Below are 17,496 nucleotides of genomic sequence, written 5' to 3' on the forward strand. Positions count from 1 at the left end.
AAGGCAGGTTCCCATGTCATTCAGAGAACAGCTCAATGCGGTCGAGACCGACCCCGGGCAGGCAGCGCATGCCGCCGACCTGACCGCCTCGCCCTTTGCATCGGACGCCTACAAGCTGCTGAAGGAGCGCATGCACCTGAAGCTGCTCGACCGCTTCGACCTCGCGGCGCTCGAAACCCTGAAGCCCGACGTGCTGCGCCAGGAAATCTCGACCATGGTCGGGCGGCTGCTGCAGGAGGAGCCCGAGGCGCTCAACGACATCGAGCGGCGCACGCTGATCCGCGACATCCAGCACGAGATGCTCGGCTTCGGGCCGATCGAGCTGCTGATGGCCGACCCATCGGTCTCGGACATCCTGGTCAATTCGCACGAGAAGGTCTACGTCGAACGGCGGGGCCGGCTGGAGCTGACCAACGTGAGCTTCACCGACGAGAAGCACCTGCTGCGCATCATCGACAAGATCGTCTCGCTGGTGGGGCGGCGCATCGACGAATCGAGCCCGATGGTGGATGCGCGGCTGCCCGACGGCTCACGCGTCAACGCGGTCATCGCGCCGGTGGCGCTCGATGGGCCGATGATGTCGATTCGCCGCTTCGCGAAGATTCCGCTGCGCATGGAGAACCTCGTGAACGAGCTCAAGACGCTGACGCCGCCGATGGCGCAGATGCTCGAGGGGCTGGCCCAGGCGAAGGTCAACATGCTCATCTCCGGCGGCACCGGTGCGGGCAAGACCACGCTGCTGAACATCCTCTCGGGGTTCATTCCGCCGACCGAGCGCATCATCACGATCGAGGACGCCGCGGAACTCCAGCTGCAGCAGCCGCACGTGGCGCGCATGGAGACGCGGCCGATGAACATCGAGGGCAAGGGCGAGATCACGCAGCGCGCGCTGGTGCGCAACGCGCTGCGCATGCGGCCCGACCGCATCGTGATCGGTGAGGTGCGCGGCGCAGAGGCGGTCGACATGCTGCAGGCGATGAACACCGGCCATGAAGGCTCGCTCACCACCATCCACGCCAACACGCCGCGCGACGCGCTGGCTCGGCTGGAGAACATGATCGGCATGGCGAACCTGAACCTGCCGCACCGCACCGTGCGCCAGCAGATCGCCTCGGCCATCACGGTGGTCGTCCAGGTCCTGCGGCTGGTCGACGGGCGGCGCAAGGTCACCAGCATCCAGGAGATCACCGGCATGGAAGGGGAGGTGGTCACCATGCAGGAGATCTTTACCTTCCAGCAGACCGGCATGGGCCCCGACGGCCAGGTGCGCGGCCATTTCCAGGCGACCGGTGTCAGGCCGAAATTCGCGGAACGGCTGCATGCCTACGGCGTGGACCTGCCCGACACCATGTTCGAGCCGGGCAAGCATTACGAATAAGGAGACTGCCATGTTCAACAACCTGGGCGGCAATACGCTCATCACCATCACCGTGCTGGTCTTCGTGACCGTGCTGATGATGATCGAGGGCCTGTACCTGCTGTGGCGCTCCTACAAGGGGCCCGAGGCGCGCAAGATCGAGAAGCGGCTGCAGGCGTTTTCCGCGGCAATCGACCGCACGTCGCAGGCCCATCTGGCCAAGGAGCGCATGCTCAGCGAGGTGCCGTGGATGCAGCGCATGCTGCTGACGCTGCCGCGGGCGCACCGGCTGGACCGCTTCATCCTGCAGGCGGGGCTGGAATGGACGGTCTCCAGCTTCCTGCTGGCGTGCGGAGCACTGGGCGTGTTCGCGTTCGTCCTGACGATGTGGATGGCTCGCCAGCCGGTACTGCCGGCACTCGTCGTCGGGAGCGGCGCGGCGATGCTTCCGGCGATGTATCTGCAGCGCCAGCGCAGCCGCAGGCTGGCCCGCATGGAGAAACAGCTTCCTGAAGCGCTGGACCTTGTGACACGCGCCCTGCGCGCCGGGCACTCGTTCGCGAGCGGCGTGCAGATGATCGGCGACGAAATGGCCGACCCGATCGCCAGCGAGTTCCGCATGGTTGCCGATGAGGTCAACTTCGGCGTCTCGCTGCAGCAGGCGCTGACCAATCTCAGCGAGCGTGTGCCGCTCACCGACCTGCGCTACTTCGTGGTGGCGGTGCTGATCCAGCGCGACTCCGGCGGCAACCTGACGGAGGTGCTGAGCAACCTGAGCCGGCTCATCCGCGACCGGCTCAAGCTGCTCGCGCGGGTGCGGGTGCTGTCGTCCGAAGGGCGCCTGTCGGCCTGGATCCTGGGCCTCATGCCCTTCGCCCTGGGCGGGCTCATGAACATGTTCAACCCCGAATTCATGGCACCGCTGTGGACGGACCCGATCGGGCAGACGGTCGTCAAGTACATGCTGGCACTGATGCTCGTGGGCATCGTGATCCTGCGCAAGATCGTGAAGATTCGCGTCTGAAGGAGAAGAGCCATGACCATGCTGTTTCCCATCCTCGTCTTCCTCGCCGTGTCGCTGGCCATCGTCGGCTTGGCGGCCTGGTTGTCTCCAACGCGCACGGAGCAGCGCCTGCAGGCGGTGGCGCCGTCGGCCGGCAAGTCGGCATGGACCGAAACCGCCGTCCGGCTGGTCGGTCCCTTCGCTCAGTTGTCATCGCCCACCAGCGACGCCGACCTGTCGCCGTTGCGCGTGCGGTTCCTGAACGCCGGCATTCGCTACCCGGACGCCTATCTCGTCTACTTCGGCATGAAGACGCTGCTGCCGCTGGGCTTTGCCGCGCTCGCCTTTCTGGGAATGCGGGCGGCGGGTTCGGCGGACGACACGGTGATGATGCTGTGGCTCGCGGTGGCGGCGCTGACCGGCTGCTACCTGCCCAACCTGGTGCTGCGCCTGCTCATCCGCGCGCGCCGCCGCGAGATATTCGAGAACTTTCCCGATGCCGCCGACCTGATGCTCGTGTGCGTCGAGGCCGGGCTAGGCCTGGACGCCGGCCTGACCAAGGTCACGGAGGAAATCCAGGTCAAGAGCGCGGCCCTCGCACAGGAACTGCACTGGACCAACCTCGAAATGCGCGCCGGCAGCACGCGCGAGAAGTCGCTGCGCAACCTGGCGCTGCGCACAGGCGTGGAGGAGATTGGCACCTTCGCGACCATGCTGGCCCAGTCGGACCGCTTCGGCACCAGCATCGGTGAGTCGCTGCGCGTGTTCTCCGAGGACCTGCGCCACAAGCGGCAGGTGCGCGCGGAAGAACTGGCGGCCAAGGTGCCGACCAAGATGCTGGTCCCGCTGGTGCTGTGCATTTTCCCCTGCATCTCGATGGTCATCCTCACGCCAGCGGTTATCCGCATCATCCGGATGATCGGGCCGATGTTGAGCGGGTCTTGAGCGCCGGGGGGCAACCCGGCGCGGCGGTGGCTCAGTGCGCGACAGCCGCCGCATCGAGCTGATGCTTCACCGCGTGGATGTACAGCTCGAGGCGGTTCGTCACGCCGAGCTTCTGGTAGATCGAGGTGAGATGGTTGCGCAGCGTGTGCTCGGTGACGAAGAGCTTTGCGGCCAGCGCCTTGTTCGAGGCGCCACTGCCCGCCACGACGATGCGGATGATCTCGCGCTCCTTCTGCGTCAGGCTGGCCAGCTTGGCGGCTTCGGGGTCGGCCTTCGGCGGCTTCTTCGCTGAGGTCAGCTGGGAGAAGACGCGGCCCATGGTCTGCGGATCGACGCAAAGCTCACCGTTGTGGACGCGTTCGATGGTCTCGAGAACCTGCTGTGCCGAAGCGTCCTTGCGCATGACGCCGCGCGCGCCGTGCAGCACGGCAAGGTCGAGCATGCGCTGTTCGCGCTCTGCAGTGAGCACGAAGACGCGCGACACCTCGTTCGACAGTAGGCTGGGCAGGATGTCGATGGCGCAATGGCCGTCCAGGTCCAGGTCGAGCACAACGACGTCGGGCGCGAGGCTTGCTGCCGTCGCCACGGCGTCTTCGCAGCTGCTGGCGGTGCCGACCACCTTCATGCGAGGTTGCTCCCCCTCGATCAGCCTGGACAGGCCCCACAGCATCGTCTGGTGGTCGTCAACGAGCAGAACGCCGATGGAATGGGCAGCAGGTTGCATGACGGACTCCTGGTCTTGTCTTTTTTCAAATGGGAATTTCCACCACCACCGCGGTGCCGCCGCTGACGCACTGGCGGACCTGCGCCCGCCCGCCGAGGGCGGTGGCGCGTTCGGTGATGGAACGGGGGCGGAATTTGGTGAAACCCTCTTCGCAGGCTTCGTTCTCGATGCGCAGGTGCAGCCGCCCGTTCTTGCAGCCGAGGCGGATGCTGCCGTGGTGCGCGTGGGTGTGCTTGCAAATGTTGTTCAGCCCTTCGCCGACCATTTGCAGGACTTCCGCGGTCATGCGGTCGTCCAGCAGGACCTGGCCGTCGACGGCGACGGCGATGTCTATGCCGTAGAGCCCCTTGATGCGCTCGGCCTGGCGATGCAGGTGGGGCAGCACGAGCCCGCAGGGGCTGTTCGCGCCGTGCTTGACCGCGCCGGCATAGCGGCGCAGATCGGCGATTACGCCGTCGGCCACGCTTGCGAGCTTGTCGAGATCCTCGCGCAGCGGGTTGTCGGTGGTGGCCTTCTTGAGCAGTGCGCACAGGCCCATCCGCAGGCCGATGTAGGGCTGTACGGCCGTGTCGTGCAGGTCCAGCGCGATCTTCAGGCGCTCCGCGGAGGCGGCTTCGGAGGCCATCCGGTCGAGCACTTCGATGGTCTCGATGACCGGGAAGATCTGCTCCATGAGGTGTGCCAGGAACAGGGCGTCGGACTTGTTGAACAGCCCGTCGCTGGACGACACGAAGACCCGGCCCTCGCCCAGCCGCATCGGCAGCGGAGCGCTGATGAAGCCACGGGCCTCCAGCATGGCGGCCACGGCGGCGCAGCGCTGCGCGCCTTCCTCGTCCTCGATGCGCCAGCCGCTCGCGCCGGCTTCGAGGGCATGGCTTTGTGGCCACAGGCGGCTCAGGGGCCAGGGCATGCGGTTGCTGACCACGGTGAGGTCCGGTGCCAGCGCCATGAGCGGCGACTCGGCGATGCGGCCGATCGTCTCGACGCTGACGTGTTCGCAGGCGTCGTTCTTGCGCAGCGTGCGCAGGATCCAGTCGCCGGTGGAGGTGTCGCGCGTCAGGAGGATGCAGTGGCTCGCCCGGAAGAAGGCCAGCGTCTTTTCCATCGTGCGGGCGATGGTGCGGCCCGCGCCGAACCGCGGGTTGGACAACTGGCTGACATCGCCCAGGAGTGCCAGGCGCCGCTGCAGGGCCAGCTTGGAGCCGCCCCAGTGCACGATCATGTGCCCCAGGGCCAGAAGGAACGTCGCGCGCATCAGCAGCTGCGGCGTTTCGTCGCCAGTGCTGGTGGCCAGGCCGCAGGCAGCAAAGGAGGCGACCGATGCAACTGTTACACGGGCGCCTTCCTCGAAGCCCCAGCGGAACGAGGAGGTCAGGATCGCGAAGAAGTAGAACAGGAAGAAAAGGCTCTGGACGCCGTCGGTCACGGAGACGATCAGCGTGAACCACAGCACGTCGGACCAATGGATGGCCTTGCCCTGGAAATACGGGCGGCCAATGCGGGTGCACACGTAAACCAGCAGGCTATGCAGGATGTAACCGGAAAAGGCCAGCCAGACCGCACCCGAAACCTGCTGCCGGTGGTCACCCGCGTCGACGGCGACGGCGAGCAGCGCCGCAAAAGACAGCACGAGGCGCATGCGGGCCACCATGAGAGCATCCGCAGCGACGCTCGCGTCGACGTCGGGGGCAGTGGTGCGTGTGAGCATGGAAAAAGGGGGCAAGCGATGTGTGTGAAGGTTTCACATTACTACTTTCGTAGTCGAAGACAATGCAAATTGATACCTTTAGTCACATCGTGACATTTGTTACGCATGGTTTCAATTGTGGATCTTGAGGGTTTTTCAGACCACTGCCGAGGGAGCCGCCCCCACCGATCAGCAAAAAGCGCGCTGATTGCAGGTACCTCTCCCGTGCGAAACAGCGAAGCCGCTATCGAGCGCGCGGATTCAGGTCCGCCGCGCGACCAGCGCTGTCTGCCCCAGGGGAGTCACCCGCAGGATGACCGCCTGCCTGAACTTCTGCTGGGTCTGCCTGGCGCGGCAGGGCGGGGGAAGCGTGGCTTCCACCATGCCCGCCGCATTCAGTACGGCCACCGAGTTGATTTCGGCCGGATCGTCGGTGCGCAGCGGGAAGACCGAGTTTCCGATCTTGCGCAGGTAGTCGAGCGGCATGAGGGGCCACTTCGGACCGTCGGCCGCTGCAGCCCCGCTTGAGCGAAGGCCGGCGATCTCCGCGTGCCCTTCGTCCGTGATGGTGAACACCACGGCACTCTCGTACTTCTGGTAGCCGAGGTCATCCAGATGGAATTCGGCTTCGACAAGTCCGGTCGCAAGCAGGACCGCGGCGTGCCTGATGTCCGGCTCGGCTGTGAGCGTCACCGGAAATCTCTCGTGAAGAAGCCGAAGGAGGAGGGTGAGCGGCATACATGCTCCTGTCCGCACTGGATGTGCGCTTCGAGACATGGGGATGGGGTGCGAGCGGGTTTCCCCGTCTGAGCACCTGGACTGCGCCGCCTCCCGCAAACCCCCTCAGGACGCGTGACGAAACCACGGGCGGAAAGCCGTGGCTGCATGGATGCCGTTCGTCACGACGGAGATAGGGCATTGGCGCCTTAAATGTGATTTTTTCACTTTAGGCGTTTTGTTGTACAGCAACCGACCGGCCTTGTCGATAGGCAGGACGGCCTGGGCATGAATCGAGAGCGCCCATCGTCGCGGGCGCTCGGCGTGTCAAGGCGTGAACGTCACCCGCTGCGCGATCAGCACACCGTTGACCACCCGGTCTCCCACGACGGTCACGCGCTGGCCGTTGGCCAGGTTCGCAGCGATTCCGTTCTCGAAGACAGTGCCGGGGCCGCTGGCATCCACGGGCTGGCCGCGGACCCTGAAATCTGCAGGCGAGTTGTACGTGCCGATGGCGCCGATCAGCGTGAAAGAGGCCGGGCCGCCGGTGCCCGGAATGTTGCGGATGCGCAGTTTCTTCACCACGAGCACGCCGCCGGACATGAAGCCATCGACCTCGACCTTCACGCCATTGCCGAGCGAGCCCACGGGCCCGCCCGTGACCAGGGCGTTGGTCGCGTCGACCGGCGTGCCCAGTACCTTGAACGAGCCGCGCGAGGCGAAGTTGGTGATGACGCCCGCCAATTGGACAGCGACGCCATTGTTCACCGGAATGGCATACCAGCCCTCTACCTTCGTGGCTACGAGCAGGTTCGCGAACGGCGCGGCGGTGCCCCGGACGCGCACGATGGTCCCGTTGGCGAGCGACGATGCGTCCAGGCCCGTGAACGCAGCCGCGCCGAAATCGATCGTCAGCTGCCCGAGCTTGAAGGTCTTGCGCGCGCTATCGAGGTTCTCCACGGTGCCCGTGACCAGAGGAGCACTCAGGGTTGGAGCGACCTGAATCCGGGTGGCTCGCAGGGTGCCCGGCGCACCGGGCAGGCCCCACACCTGCACGATGTTGCCCGAGACGACGTCGGCCAGCCCGCTCGCGTCGGCCCAGACGGTGGCCGAGTCGATGCTCACGGTGGTGCCCATCACGACGAAGCTGCCGGCGGGGATGTCGATGGCCGAGACCGCACCCCGCAGTTCCGCGGCCGACACGACCTGGGTGGCGACGCCGCTGGTGAAGTCGGCGTCGACCTTGCCGGCCACCCGTGCGCTGATGCCGATCTGCAGTTCGGTGGCGTCCTCGATGGTGATGGCGGCGCTGTCGGTGTCGTAGCGCAGCCCGTTGAGGATGATGCTGCCCAGGCCGTCCGCCGCGCCGATGCCAGCGGCGTCGGCAGTCACGCCGGTGCCGCCCGAACCCACGCCGGAGCCGTCGGTGCTGCCGTTGCCGGCGGTGCTTGTGTCGCCGCCGGTGCCGCTGCCCGTTCCGGATGCGTCGCCGGTGGCACCGGTGCCCGTTCCGGCCGTGGCGTCTGCGCCCGCCGTCGCCGTGCCGGCCGCACTACCGCTGCCAACGCCCGCCACCGAGCCGCCGCTGGCACCGTCTCCGCCCCCGCCGCAGGACAGCAGCAGGGCCACGAGGCCGGCGTACAAAAGACCGAGCATGAGCCGGCGAGGTGTCTTGATGGTGCTCATGGCGTGGGCTCGCTTTCAGGGGGACGGGACGGCGCAGGCGCGCTCTCGTCTTCGTAGTAGGTGTAGATGCCGACGCGGATGCGCGCCTTGGCACCGGCGGGGGCGCTGTCGACCGCCCGCGTCATTTCCTGCGCCAGTTCGTGGTGCAGGGTCGCCCAGCGCTCCCGCACGAGGCGCTGGATCTGCTCGCATTCCTGCAGCGTCAGCCCGCGCGCGTACACCGCGCGCTCGAGCATCCTGGGCTCCTCGCCCAGTGTGTTGGACACGGCTGCCAGCAGATGGTCGCGGCCGTTGTCACCGAGGAAGGCGAGCATGGACTGGAGGTTTTGCACGGGCACGAAGCCGTCGGTCGTGAGTTCGACCACGCCTTCGTCCTCGGTCACCATGTTCAGGCGCACCAGTTCGTCGAGGATGGTGCGATGGTGCACGTTGCCGCGGCTGCTCATGCGCGCCACGGCCTCGAAGGAGGGGGCGGCATTGCCGGTGGTGATGGGCAGGCGCCGGAAGGAGTCGTCCTGGGTCAGCATCTGCAGCCACAACGTGAAAGTCTTGGCCGCTGCCGACAGCTCGGTGTGGGGCAGGGGATCGACGGTGGCCCGGACCTTGGCGGTCACCGCCTTGCGGTTCAGGCCGGTGGTCACCGAAAGCTGGCTCAGGTTGGGCTTGGGCACGCCCTGGCTGCGCCAGGTTCGCTGTGCTTCCTCGATCAGCAGGTCGCGCAGCAGTTCCTCGAGGTGGGGATGCTTGACCCCCATGGCGAGGGCCAGCCGGACCACCGGACGAAGAATGCGAGCGCAGGCGGCAAGGGCCCAGTCCAGCCGGTGTTCCATGGAGGCGAGCGTTTATTCCTGAGGGTGCGGTTCGAAAAGGGGCAGCGGCGCTGGCCGCCGACCACGGGTATCACGCTATTGTCCTGCGCAACAGCACCCGTGTGAAAGCTTTGGACCACTTTTAGCCGCTTCCGCCGCAAGTGCCGTCGGCCAAACGTTTGACACTGGTCCGGCCCGTGGCGCTGATGTTGACCTGGCGGGCCTGGCTGGCGCTGGGCGAGGCCCGGCAGATCGTGATGCTTGCAGGGCTTGCGCCGACGCCGGTGGCCTGGAAGGTAAGGGCACTCGTCCCCCCGGAGTCGCGCAGCTGGTAGCCGCCGGCGGCGGCGGGTTGCTGCAGCAACACCTTCGTGCCGCTCAGCACGATCCAGCCGGTTTCCCATTGGCCGGAAGTGCTGCAGCTGGCGCCGTCGGCCGAAACGCACAGGGTAACGGCGGCATTGCGCTTGATGGCCTCGCTGCGCGCAAGCTGGCCGCTGGCGACCAGGGCCGTGGCGTAGGAATTCAGCCGTGTCGACAGGCGCACGCTGTCGAACGAAGGCACGGCGATGGCGATCAGCACCACCATCACGGCCAGCGTGACCATCAGCTCGACCAGCGTGAAGCCGCGCTGCCGGGGTGCCCGGCAACCCGTGCCGGGGCGGTTGCTCCTGCTCTTGGAAATCACGGGCGCGCCTATTTCTGGATGAACCAGTAGACCCGGCCCTTGGGCTGCTTGAACGCCGCCTTCGGGGTGGCGCCCTTGGGGCTCAGGAAAGAGTCGGGCCGGGCGCCGATCACCACGTCGCGGATGCTGCCGTCGTCCAGCTGGATCCGGCCCACCACCGGCGAGGGCGCCAGGCCGCCGCCCACCACGTTCTGGAAGCGGCCGGTGCTGCTATCGGGGGGCGCGGCATTGGCATACGACACGTTGTAGACATTCGCCGTGCCGAGGTCGGCCTTGCAGGACTGTGTGTTCGGCGTGGTGGGTATGTGGGTGTTGAAGGTGGTGATGCCGTAGGCCGTCACCGAGGCGGTCACTACCTTTTCGCCGGGGGCCAGGGCCAGGTACCAGCCCTTCTTGCTGGCGAGGTCGGTGGCCGTGGGAGTCGCCGTGGTGGCGATGGCCTGCAGGGAGGCGTGGCACAGCACGGAGGTACTGCTGCAATTTGTCGATTCGGAACTCAGCCATGCGGTGTCGGACGGCTTGTCCACCAGCATGTAGAAGCGGTTGGCCACGCTGAGCGCGGCGCTGTAGTAGCGCAGCGGCTTCTCGCGGTCGCCTGAGCCCAGCAGGACCACGTAGACGCCGTTGTCCTCGACGACGTCGGGGCCGAACATGAATTTGCGGTTGGGCGTGCAGGTGGTCACGGTGTCGCAGCCGAGCGAGGCGATCTTCGTCATGCTCCAGCTGCCGGGCGTCGCGTCACCGATGGTGATCCGGTAGACGTTGCCGCCCAGGTCGGCCGCGTAGGCGATGCGCGCCAGTCCGAGGCTGTCGTTGATGATAGTGACTTCACCCACCACGGCGCGGTCGGTGACGAAGCTGTTGAGCTGCGTTCCGGTGCCGGCGTCGAGCACGTAGACCCGGTTGCCCTTGGCGCCTGCGCCGCAGGCCTGGGCGGCCGTGGCGGCGTCGACGTCCTCGCACTTGTCGTAGCCGCCGCCGAACACCAGCATCGGGCTGTTGCCGCCGCCGTAGCCGGTCGACTTGACGATCTTGGGCGCCGACCATGTCTGGCCGATGCCGGACATGCCGGTGTCGCAGCCGGTGTCGTCGTCCTGGTTCGGGCAGCCCTTGCGCCACTTGAGGCTGGGCGCCGCAGGATTGGACACGTCGAATGCATAGATCAACCGGCCGCCGCGGCGCATGCTTGCGAACAGCCAGGCGGTGGAGCTCTGCCGGTAGGCCGCTACCGCACCGTCCATGCCGTAGGGCTTGGGCGCCACCGAGCCCGTGCTCACCGGCAGGCCGGGGAAGTTGATGCGGGTGCTGTTGTCGTACAGCCGCTTGAGGCTGCCGTAGAACTCGGGGGGCACGAAGGACCACAGTTCGTCGCCCGCTGGCGCCGAGCCGATGGCCGCGCTGCGGTTGCCATTGATGGCGCGCAGCACGCCGTCGTTGCCGCCGTAGAACACCACCACCTGCGGCTGTGCGTCGGTACCGTAGTTGATGGCCACCGGTCGCGAGTGCACCACGTCGCCGTGCACCGAGGGGCGCATGGCGGTGGAGGTAAGGGGGTTGCCGCTGGCGTCGGTGCGCTCGTCGCCCTTGTTGTCGGCGCCCCGGACCCAGTTGATCAGGTTGGTGCGATCGGTGGTGCTCGCCACGCCCAGGGCCGCCTGGGTGATGGAGCTGTTGCCGTCGTCGAAGCTGGTGAGCGCCGAGCAGGCGCCGGGGGCGCAGGTCTTCACGTTGCGGTTGGCCACCGCAAGGCGGCGCAGCATGTAGCCCTGGGCACCTTTCTCGACCACGTTGCCGTCGGGGCTATCGGCCGCCTCCTTGCCGAGGCAGTCGCCGGAGGGACGGAAGCTCCAGTAGGCATCGGTGTTGCTCGGCAGCGGCGTCCAGTAGCTGCGGGCGCAAGGGGCGACGAAGCCGGTCTGGTTGTTCACCGCGTTGGCGCTGGCGGCGTCCTGCAGGACGAGCTGGTTGCTGCTGTCGAGGCCGAGCTTGTATTGCTTGAGGTTGCCATTCCAGCGCGGCAGTGCGTCCTGGTCGGGGCGGAACATGCCGACGAACACCTGGTTTAGGTAGGTGCCCTGCGTGTTCACGCTCACGGGAAGGCTCACCGAAGAGAACACGCTGTTGACCGACTGGATCTTGCTGAAGATGTCGTCGATTGCCGCGCCTAGCGAAGCGCCCAGGTCGGGATCGGACGAGATGTCGTAGTACTCGCCCTTGCTCTGGGTGGCCATGCTCTTGAGCAGCGCGCTCCAGCCGGGGCCCTGGCCACCGGAGGCCTTGGCCGCCTCGACGGTATACAGCTTGACGCCCATGCTGGTCTGCAGGAACCGCGCCCACTCGTCGGCCGTGTTGTCTTGCGAGCCGCTGGGGCTCAGCACGATGGGGGTGGTGCTGCCGCCCGCGGCGCGCAGTGCGTCGGTGGAAGTCTGGCTGTCGCTGTTGTTGTCCTGCGCGGCGCCGTTGCTGATGTAGATGACGTACGTGCCCACGCAGTTTTCGGTGCTGGGGCCCACGTAGGTGGTGCTGCTCATCGCGGCCAGCGCGTTGCGCGGCAGCGCGTACACGGCCTTCGATGCGTCGGTGCCGTAGACATTGCCGCTGTAGTCGGCCTTCCGCTTGTTGTTGCCGGCGATCGGGGTGCCGCTGGCCAGGTAGCGGTAGACCTCGGCCATGGTCTTGCCGGCCTTGCCGCCGTTGGACTTGTCGTCGAGCTTGTCGAGGCTGCGGATGAGCGCGCCATACTTGACCTTGGTGCCGTCGTCCAGCGTGCGCACCGCGGCGCGCACGTAGCCGCCGTCGGAGTTGGAGTTGCCACCGCCCGTTTCGGTGAACATCATCAGGCCGACCTTGAACTTGTTGGACGGCAGGCTTTCGAAAGCCTTCGCGAGCGCGGTGATCTCGGCCGTGAACGGCTGGTTCCAGTTGGCCGTGTTGTCCAGCACGAACAGCACATTGGGCGCCTGGGCGGCCGCCTGGTTGTAGCCCACGAAGAGGTCGATGTCCTCGGCATGCGCCGCACTCAGGGGCAAGGCCAGCAGGGCGGCTGCGCACAGCGGCGCGAAGAATTTCTTTGTCATGGTGTCGGCCCGTTGCACAGCGCCTCGAACTGCGCCTTGTTGAGTAGCGCGCGCACGCCTTGGCGCACGGCGGTGGTAGTGCCGCTGGCGGCATCGGTCACGGTGGTGCTGATGTCCCAGACCGAGTTGTACTGGTCGGGCAGGGTGGACAGGCCCGAGCCGCTGCTGGAAGCCCCGCCCGTGATGCCGCTCGGCCCGGTCACCGTGCCCCCGCCGCTGTCGACCGCCTTGGTTGCGCGCACGCACACCGGCGGGGCGACCACGACCGTGTAGTCGGGGGTGCCGTCGTTGTTGATGTCGACCAGGCTCTCGGTGCGCTGGGGCGGCGTCAGCGAGGGCGTGCCGTCGGAGCCCGGCGCCAGCAGGCTGGTGGCGACTTCCTCGATGGCGCGGTTGGCTGCGGCAACGGCTTCGTTGCGGGTCTGCAGGTTGCCGACCGATTTGAGGTTGGCGCTGCTGAGGTTGAACGCTGCGGTGACCGTGAGGGTGATCAGCAGCAGCATGATCATTCCTATGAGCAGCGCCGCGCCCTGCTGGCGGCGCGTGGCCGGTGTATGGGTCATGGCGTCTCCCTTCGACCGGTCACGTTGGTCAGGCGCACGGTGGTGGAGAACGCGTGGCGCTTGTAGTGGTCGTTGAACGGGCCCAGCGTGGCGGAGCCCAGGTTGTAGGTGCGCGTGTCGGTGTGGCCCGGCGAAACCTCGGTGCTGCGCGCGAGCACATGGAGCTTGACCGCCACCACGTTCACCAGTTGGTCGGCAGTGCAGGGCGCGGCGACGCTGCAGTGCACGAAACTGCCATCGGGGCTGCCGTCGCCGCGGTTGGAAGGGGTCATCCGGTCGGCGGCGTCGGCCCAGTTGATCGCTGCGGCGTAGTTCACGGCGCCGCTGGTCTTGCCGATCGTGTCCAAGCCGAACTCCACCCTGAACCCCTCGACTCCCTCTATCAGAGGGACCGGCGGCTGCTGCGCCAGGACGCCGCTTGCCAGGTCGAAACGCGAGCGCGCCAGCGTCGGTACGCCGTCGCCCACCGTCTCGGCGTAGTCGCGCACATAGTAGATGTCGGCAACGAACTTGCGCTTGGGCGAAGGCGTCGTGCAGTCCTTCATGAACATGTTGCCGAAGCCGCTGGTGGACAGGTCGAATGACGAGGGCTTCTGCGTGCCGCACAGCGAGGACTGGAAATACAGGTTGCCGGCGATGTCCGCCTCGCAGTTGGGCGTGCCGGGCAGGCAGGTCTCGGCGTGCCGCACGACCAGGACGTCGGTGTTGGCCTTCTTGTTCTTGAGCAGGTCGGTGCAGGTGGCGGGCACGGTCTCGTAGCTCTGCACCCCGAGGTCGAGCAGCTTGCGCTTGTAGTCGTCGGTCCAGTTGGCGACGGAATAGGCCAGGCAAGGGTCGGGAGGTGTACCGGTGGGCACGTTCTCCGGCACGCCATTGACCGTGAGATCGTCGAACTGGGGCATGTAGTTTTCCCAGAACCCGGCGTGGGAGAGCTCGTTCTCCAGGACGAAGATGCTGAGCCGCCCGCTTTCGATCTGGCGGTTTACGCGTTCCATTTCGCGCTGGGTGCCGCTCACGTTGAGGAACAGCGCGAGCAGGGCTGCCATCACGATGAGCATGATGGTGATCGACACCATCAGTTCGATCAGCGTCAGCCCGCGCTGCCGATGGCGCGACGCGGTGGCCGTCATGAAAGGGCTCCGATGCGTACGAGCGTGGTGACCGTCCTGCGGCACAGGTCGTTCACGCAGCGCGTGCCGGTGGCGTCGTACAGGTCCTTGCCGCAGCCCACGCCGGCGGATGGGGCGGAGATTGGCACCAGGCCCTGCCATGCGACGGTGACGAGGTATTCGTTGTTGCCCATGTCCTGCACGCAGCCGCGCCCGCCGATCACCGTGCCGAGCTTGCTGCTCCCCGAGGTTTCGGCCGCGCCCTGCAGCGCGTTGCACCATTCGGCGGTGTCTACCTGCTGGCGCGTGCCGGTGGCAGCGGGGCACGTGCTGCCGCTGCCCAGCGGGGTGCTGGTGACGTAGCTCGAGGCCATCCGGCGATTGATCGCGATGCGGTTGGCCATGTCGTTCAGCATGACCAGCGCCTGCGAGCGCTGGTACGACTCCATCTCCGACGCCTGCAGCCGCGCCTGCAGTCCCACGAGGCCGAACAGCCCGAAAGCCACCACGACGATGGCGACGATCACTTCCAGCAAGCTCACGCCACGCTGGTTGCGCGCCTGACGGGTGCCGCGGGCGCCTCTCACCATTTCGCAAGCGGCGTCTTCACGCCTTCGCTGTTGAGAGTGAGCGCGCCGTCGCCCGACTGGCTGCCGAGCGGTGTCAGCGTCAGCGTGTAGCCGGGGACACCGGTCGTAGACAGAGTGATGTCGTAGCTGTAGTTGCTGCTGACCTCGGCCGGCAGTGCGTATCCGCTGGCTGTCAGCGCAGCCTTGTCGGCATAGTTGCGGTTCGCCAGGAGGAACTGCTGCTGCCGGTTGGCGATGTCCATCATCTGCGCCTGCGCCGCCGATCGCTTCGAGCGGATGACGTACTGCTGGTAGCTGGGCAGCGCGATGGCCGCCAGGATGGCCACGATCGCCACCGTGATCATCAACTCGATCAGGGTGAAGCCGCCGGTTTTGCGCGCGTGCGAAGGCTCGTTCATCGTGATGCGTTTAGAAATGTTTCACATTGTTATAAATGTGAATTTATCACATCAAACGCATGTGTGAACCTTTTTCCCAGCGCGATTCGCGGCACGGGCGCAACAGGTGCGCCAAAGGGTGTCAGAGGACGTTGCAACTTGCTTCTCCTTGCCACGGATTGATATTGGCCCGTAGAGGCGGCAAAGTCCAGTTCGATAGCGATGGGCACGCCGTAGGACCAGGACTACTGGCGTGAGCGCAGGCCAACCGTCGTCCGGAGCACTTCGCGCGCAATTGGGGTACCCAGCGTGAGGGGCCGCCTAGCACGGCGTGCGCGAGGGCCTTGCGCGTTGCCCGCTCGTGGCCGCAGGCCGCCACGAGGGGGAGGGAAGAGGGTGGTCCGTCAGTCGGCCACGGCGCCCGATTTCTTCACCAGCGCGGCCCAGCGCGGAATTTCCCTGGCCATGTGATCACGCAGTTCTTCCGGCGTACTTCCCACGATCTCCATCGCCAACTGGTCCGAGAGCCGGGCCTGCACGTCGGGCTGCTTGAGCGCCTTGACGATCTCGGCATTCAGGCGCTGGACGATCGGCTTGGGTGTGCCCTTGGGCGCGTACACGGCCTGCCACGACGACATCTCGAAGCCTGGAATGCCCGATTCGATCATGGTCGGCAACTCGGGCGCCAGGGCGATGCGCTTGCCCGTGGTCACCGCCAGCAGCTTGAGCTTGCCGCTCTTCACCAGCGGCAGTGCGGCCGTTACCTGGTCGAACATGAAGGGCACCAGTCCAGCGGCCACGTCGGTCATGGCCGGCGGCGTGCCCTTGTACGGCACGTGGGTGAGCTTCACGCCGATGAGGTCGCCGAACATCTCGCCGGCCAGGTGGGTGGAGGTCCCGGCGCCGGAAGAGGCAAAGGTGCGCTTGCTCTCGTCTTTCTTCAGCAGCGCCACCAGTTCGGCCACCGAGTTCACGCCGAGTTGGCTGTTGACGATCAGCACGTTGGGCAGGCGCGCGACCAGCGAGACGGGCTCGAAGTCCTTCATTGGGTCGTAGGGCAGGTTCTTGTACAGGCTCGCGTTGATGGCGTGCGTGCTGATGGTGCCGCCAAGCAGCGTGTAGCCATCGGGCTTGGCCTTGGCGACGTAGGCCGCTCCGATGCCGCCGGCCTGGCCGGGCTTGTTGTCGACCACCACCGACTGCTTGAGGCTGTCGCCCAGCTTCTGGGCCAGCGTGCGCGCCACGATGTCGGTGGATCCGCCGGCGGTGAAGGGCACGACGTAGACGATCGGCTTGGCGGCCGGCCAATCGGAGGCCTGGGCCCAGGTGGCCACGGGGACGAGCGCAGCCAGGAACAGCGCCGCGGCGCCACGGATGAATCTCATGGATTTGTCTCCTCGGGAATTGGGGGAAAGAGAAAGGGCTTCAGCGGCCACGGGCGCTGCGCCAGGACGCGAAGTCGGCGCGGCTTTGTTCCTCGGTGGGCGGATACAGGCCGAGGATGGAGCGGCCTTCGAGCACCTTTTCCTGCACGAAGTCCTCGAAGGAGGTCATCTCGGTCGCCTCGGCGGCGATCTCGTCGGCCATGTGGGCCGGGATGACGATCACGCCTTCCGCGTCGCCCACGATCACGTCGCCAGGGAACACCGGCGCGTCGCCGCAGCCGATGGGCACGTTGATGTCGATGGCCTGGTGCAGCGTGAGGTTGGTCGGCGCGCTCGGGCGGTGGTGATAGGCCGGGAAGCCCAGCTTGGCGATGTCGGGGCTGTCGCGGAAGCCGCCGTCGGTCACCACCCCGGCCACGCCGCGCTTCATCAGCCGCGTGACCAGGATGCCGCCGGCCGATGCGGCCCGCGCATCTTTTCGGCTGTCGATCACCAGCACGGCGCCTTCGGGGCATTGCTCCACTGCCTTGCGCTGCGGATGGTCGCGATCGAGGAAGACGCTGATCGGATTCAGGTCTTCGCGCGCCGGCATGTAGCGCAGCGTGAAGGCTTCGCCCACCATGTTCGGCAGGCCGGCGTCGAGCGGTCGCACCTCCTGGATGAACTGGTTGCGCAGGCCGCGCTTGAACAGGGCGGTGCACAGGGTGGCGGTGCTCACCTTCATGAGCAGGTCGCGAGTGGCGGGATTCACGTGTTGTCTCCGTTGTCGAAAGAATGAG

The 17,496-nt window shown here is 66.6% G+C and carries 16 protein-coding genes; 3 read left to right on the forward strand and 13 right to left on the reverse strand.

Annotation, left to right across the window (positions count from 1 at the left end; genetic code table 11):
* The first annotated feature begins 13 nt into the window (after nt 1-13).
* From ACEOAB_RS14380 to ACEOAB_RS14390, 3 genes are read left to right on the forward strand one after another with little or no spacing between them, the layout of a single operon-like run.
* Nucleotides 14-1,378: a TadA family conjugal transfer-associated ATPase gene (locus ACEOAB_RS14380; protein ID WP_056596996.1), complete on the forward strand. Its 1,365-nt coding sequence runs from the start codon at nt 14-16 to the stop codon at nt 1,376-1,378.
* 10 nt (nt 1,379-1,388) lie between these two features.
* Complete coding sequence (locus tag ACEOAB_RS14385; RefSeq protein WP_056596998.1) at nt 1,389-2,381, forward strand: type II secretion system F family protein; 993 nt, start codon at nt 1,389-1,391, stop codon at nt 2,379-2,381.
* A gap of 12 nt (nt 2,382-2,393) precedes the next feature.
* Complete coding sequence (locus ACEOAB_RS14390) at nt 2,394-3,305, forward strand: type II secretion system F family protein (protein WP_056597000.1); 912 nt, start codon at nt 2,394-2,396, stop codon at nt 3,303-3,305.
* 31 nt (nt 3,306-3,336) lie between these two features.
* Here the strand turns inward: ACEOAB_RS14390 and ACEOAB_RS14395 are convergent, their stop codons facing one another.
* The 13 genes from ACEOAB_RS14395 to ACEOAB_RS14455 all read right to left on the reverse strand — a co-directional run bounded on the left by ACEOAB_RS14395 (nt 3,337) and on the right by ACEOAB_RS14455 (nt 17,468).
* Nucleotides 3,337-4,029: a response regulator gene (locus tag ACEOAB_RS14395; RefSeq protein WP_056597001.1), complete on the reverse strand. Its 693-nt coding sequence runs from the start codon at nt 4,027-4,029 to the stop codon at nt 3,337-3,339.
* Between the two features lie 25 nt (nt 4,030-4,054).
* Nucleotides 4,055-5,737: a sensor histidine kinase gene (locus tag ACEOAB_RS14400; RefSeq protein ID WP_056597004.1), complete on the reverse strand. Its 1,683-nt coding sequence runs from the start codon at nt 5,735-5,737 to the stop codon at nt 4,055-4,057.
* A 240-nt stretch (nt 5,738-5,977) separates the two neighbouring features.
* Entirely contained in the window at nt 5,978-6,454 is a 477-nt protein-coding gene (locus tag ACEOAB_RS14405) for a hypothetical protein (protein WP_056597006.1), read from the reverse strand.
* Between the two features lie 306 nt (nt 6,455-6,760).
* Nucleotides 6,761-8,119, reverse strand: a complete 1,359-nt coding sequence (locus ACEOAB_RS14410; protein WP_413748729.1) for a DUF5666 domain-containing protein — start codon at nt 8,117-8,119, stop codon at nt 6,761-6,763.
* Nucleotides 8,116-8,949 carry a DUF6502 family protein gene (locus ACEOAB_RS14415; protein WP_056597016.1) on the reverse strand — a complete coding sequence of 278 codons (834 nt, stop codon included), beginning with the start codon at nt 8,947-8,949 and terminating at the stop codon, nt 8,116-8,118. The genes ACEOAB_RS14410 and ACEOAB_RS14415 overlap by 4 nt, the downstream gene beginning before the upstream one ends.
* A gap of 121 nt (nt 8,950-9,070) precedes the next feature.
* Nucleotides 9,071-9,616 carry a GspH/FimT family pseudopilin gene (locus ACEOAB_RS14420; protein WP_082572229.1) on the reverse strand — a complete coding sequence of 182 codons (546 nt, stop codon included), beginning with the start codon at nt 9,614-9,616 and terminating at the stop codon, nt 9,071-9,073.
* Nucleotides 9,617-9,624: 8 nt separating this feature from the next.
* Nucleotides 9,625-12,693: a pilus assembly protein gene (locus ACEOAB_RS14425; RefSeq protein WP_056597018.1), complete on the reverse strand. Its 3,069-nt coding sequence runs from the start codon at nt 12,691-12,693 to the stop codon at nt 9,625-9,627.
* Nucleotides 12,690-13,256: a hypothetical protein gene (locus tag ACEOAB_RS14430; protein ID WP_056597020.1), complete on the reverse strand. Its 567-nt coding sequence runs from the start codon at nt 13,254-13,256 to the stop codon at nt 12,690-12,692. Before ACEOAB_RS14430 ends, ACEOAB_RS14425 begins: the two co-directional genes overlap by 4 nt.
* Entirely contained in the window at nt 13,253-14,386 is a 1,134-nt protein-coding gene (locus ACEOAB_RS14435; RefSeq protein ID WP_056597022.1) for a PilW family protein, read from the reverse strand. Before ACEOAB_RS14435 ends, ACEOAB_RS14430 begins: the two co-directional genes overlap by 4 nt.
* On the reverse strand, nt 14,383-14,955 hold the full coding sequence (locus ACEOAB_RS14440) for a prepilin-type N-terminal cleavage/methylation domain-containing protein (RefSeq protein WP_056597025.1): 573 nt from the start codon (nt 14,953-14,955) through the stop codon (nt 14,383-14,385). Before ACEOAB_RS14440 ends, ACEOAB_RS14435 begins: the two co-directional genes overlap by 4 nt.
* Nucleotides 14,949-15,353, reverse strand: coding sequence for a type IV pilin protein (locus ACEOAB_RS14445; RefSeq protein ID WP_056597027.1), 405 nt, complete (start codon nt 15,351-15,353; stop codon nt 14,949-14,951). Before ACEOAB_RS14445 ends, ACEOAB_RS14440 begins: the two co-directional genes overlap by 7 nt.
* Nucleotides 15,354-15,736: 383 nt before the next feature.
* On the reverse strand, nt 15,737-16,717 hold the full coding sequence (locus ACEOAB_RS14450; protein WP_056597029.1) for a Bug family tripartite tricarboxylate transporter substrate binding protein: 981 nt from the start codon (nt 16,715-16,717) through the stop codon (nt 15,737-15,739).
* A 40-nt stretch (nt 16,718-16,757) separates the two neighbouring features.
* Complete coding sequence (locus tag ACEOAB_RS14455; RefSeq protein ID WP_056597032.1) at nt 16,758-17,468, reverse strand: ribonuclease activity regulator RraA; 711 nt, start codon at nt 17,466-17,468, stop codon at nt 16,758-16,760.
* Nucleotides 17,469-17,496 lie beyond the last annotated feature (28 nt).

The sequence above is a fragment of the Variovorax sp. Varisp53 genome, from assembly GCF_059491555.1.

Bases quoted from the DNA above. Each gene is read 5' to 3' on its own strand.
- ACEOAB_RS14380 (WP_056596996.1), top strand. From the start codon at position 14: ATGTCATTCAGAGAACAGCTCAATGCGGTCGAGACCGACCCCGGGCAG.
- ACEOAB_RS14435 (WP_056597022.1), bottom strand. From the start codon at position 14,386: ATGACGGCCACCGCGTCGCGCCATCGGCAGCGCGGGCTGACGCTGATC.
- ACEOAB_RS14450 (WP_056597029.1), bottom strand. From the start codon at position 16,717: ATGAGATTCATCCGTGGCGCCGCGGCGCTGTTCCTGGCTGCGCTCGTC.
- ACEOAB_RS14425 (WP_056597018.1), bottom strand. From the start codon at position 12,693: ATGACAAAGAAATTCTTCGCGCCGCTGTGCGCAGCCGCCCTGCTGGCC.
- ACEOAB_RS14405 (WP_056597006.1), bottom strand. From the start codon at position 6,454: ATGCCGCTCACCCTCCTCCTTCGGCTTCTTCACGAGAGATTTCCGGTG.
- ACEOAB_RS14395 (WP_056597001.1), bottom strand. From the start codon at position 4,029: ATGCAACCTGCTGCCCATTCCATCGGCGTTCTGCTCGTTGACGACCAC.
- ACEOAB_RS14430 (WP_056597020.1), bottom strand. From the start codon at position 13,256: ATGACCCATACACCGGCCACGCGCCGCCAGCAGGGCGCGGCGCTGCTC.
- ACEOAB_RS14390 (WP_056597000.1), top strand. From the start codon at position 2,394: ATGACCATGCTGTTTCCCATCCTCGTCTTCCTCGCCGTGTCGCTGGCC.
- ACEOAB_RS14385 (WP_056596998.1), top strand. From the start codon at position 1,389: ATGTTCAACAACCTGGGCGGCAATACGCTCATCACCATCACCGTGCTG.
- ACEOAB_RS14415 (WP_056597016.1), bottom strand. From the start codon at position 8,949: ATGGAACACCGGCTGGACTGGGCCCTTGCCGCCTGCGCTCGCATTCTT.
- ACEOAB_RS14445 (WP_056597027.1), bottom strand. From the start codon at position 15,353: ATGAACGAGCCTTCGCACGCGCGCAAAACCGGCGGCTTCACCCTGATC.
- ACEOAB_RS14410 (WP_413748729.1), bottom strand. From the start codon at position 8,119: ATGAGCACCATCAAGACACCTCGCCGGCTCATGCTCGGTCTTTTGTAC.
- ACEOAB_RS14400 (WP_056597004.1), bottom strand. From the start codon at position 5,737: ATGCTCACACGCACCACTGCCCCCGACGTCGACGCGAGCGTCGCTGCG.
- ACEOAB_RS14440 (WP_056597025.1), bottom strand. From the start codon at position 14,955: ATGGTGAGAGGCGCCCGCGGCACCCGTCAGGCGCGCAACCAGCGTGGC.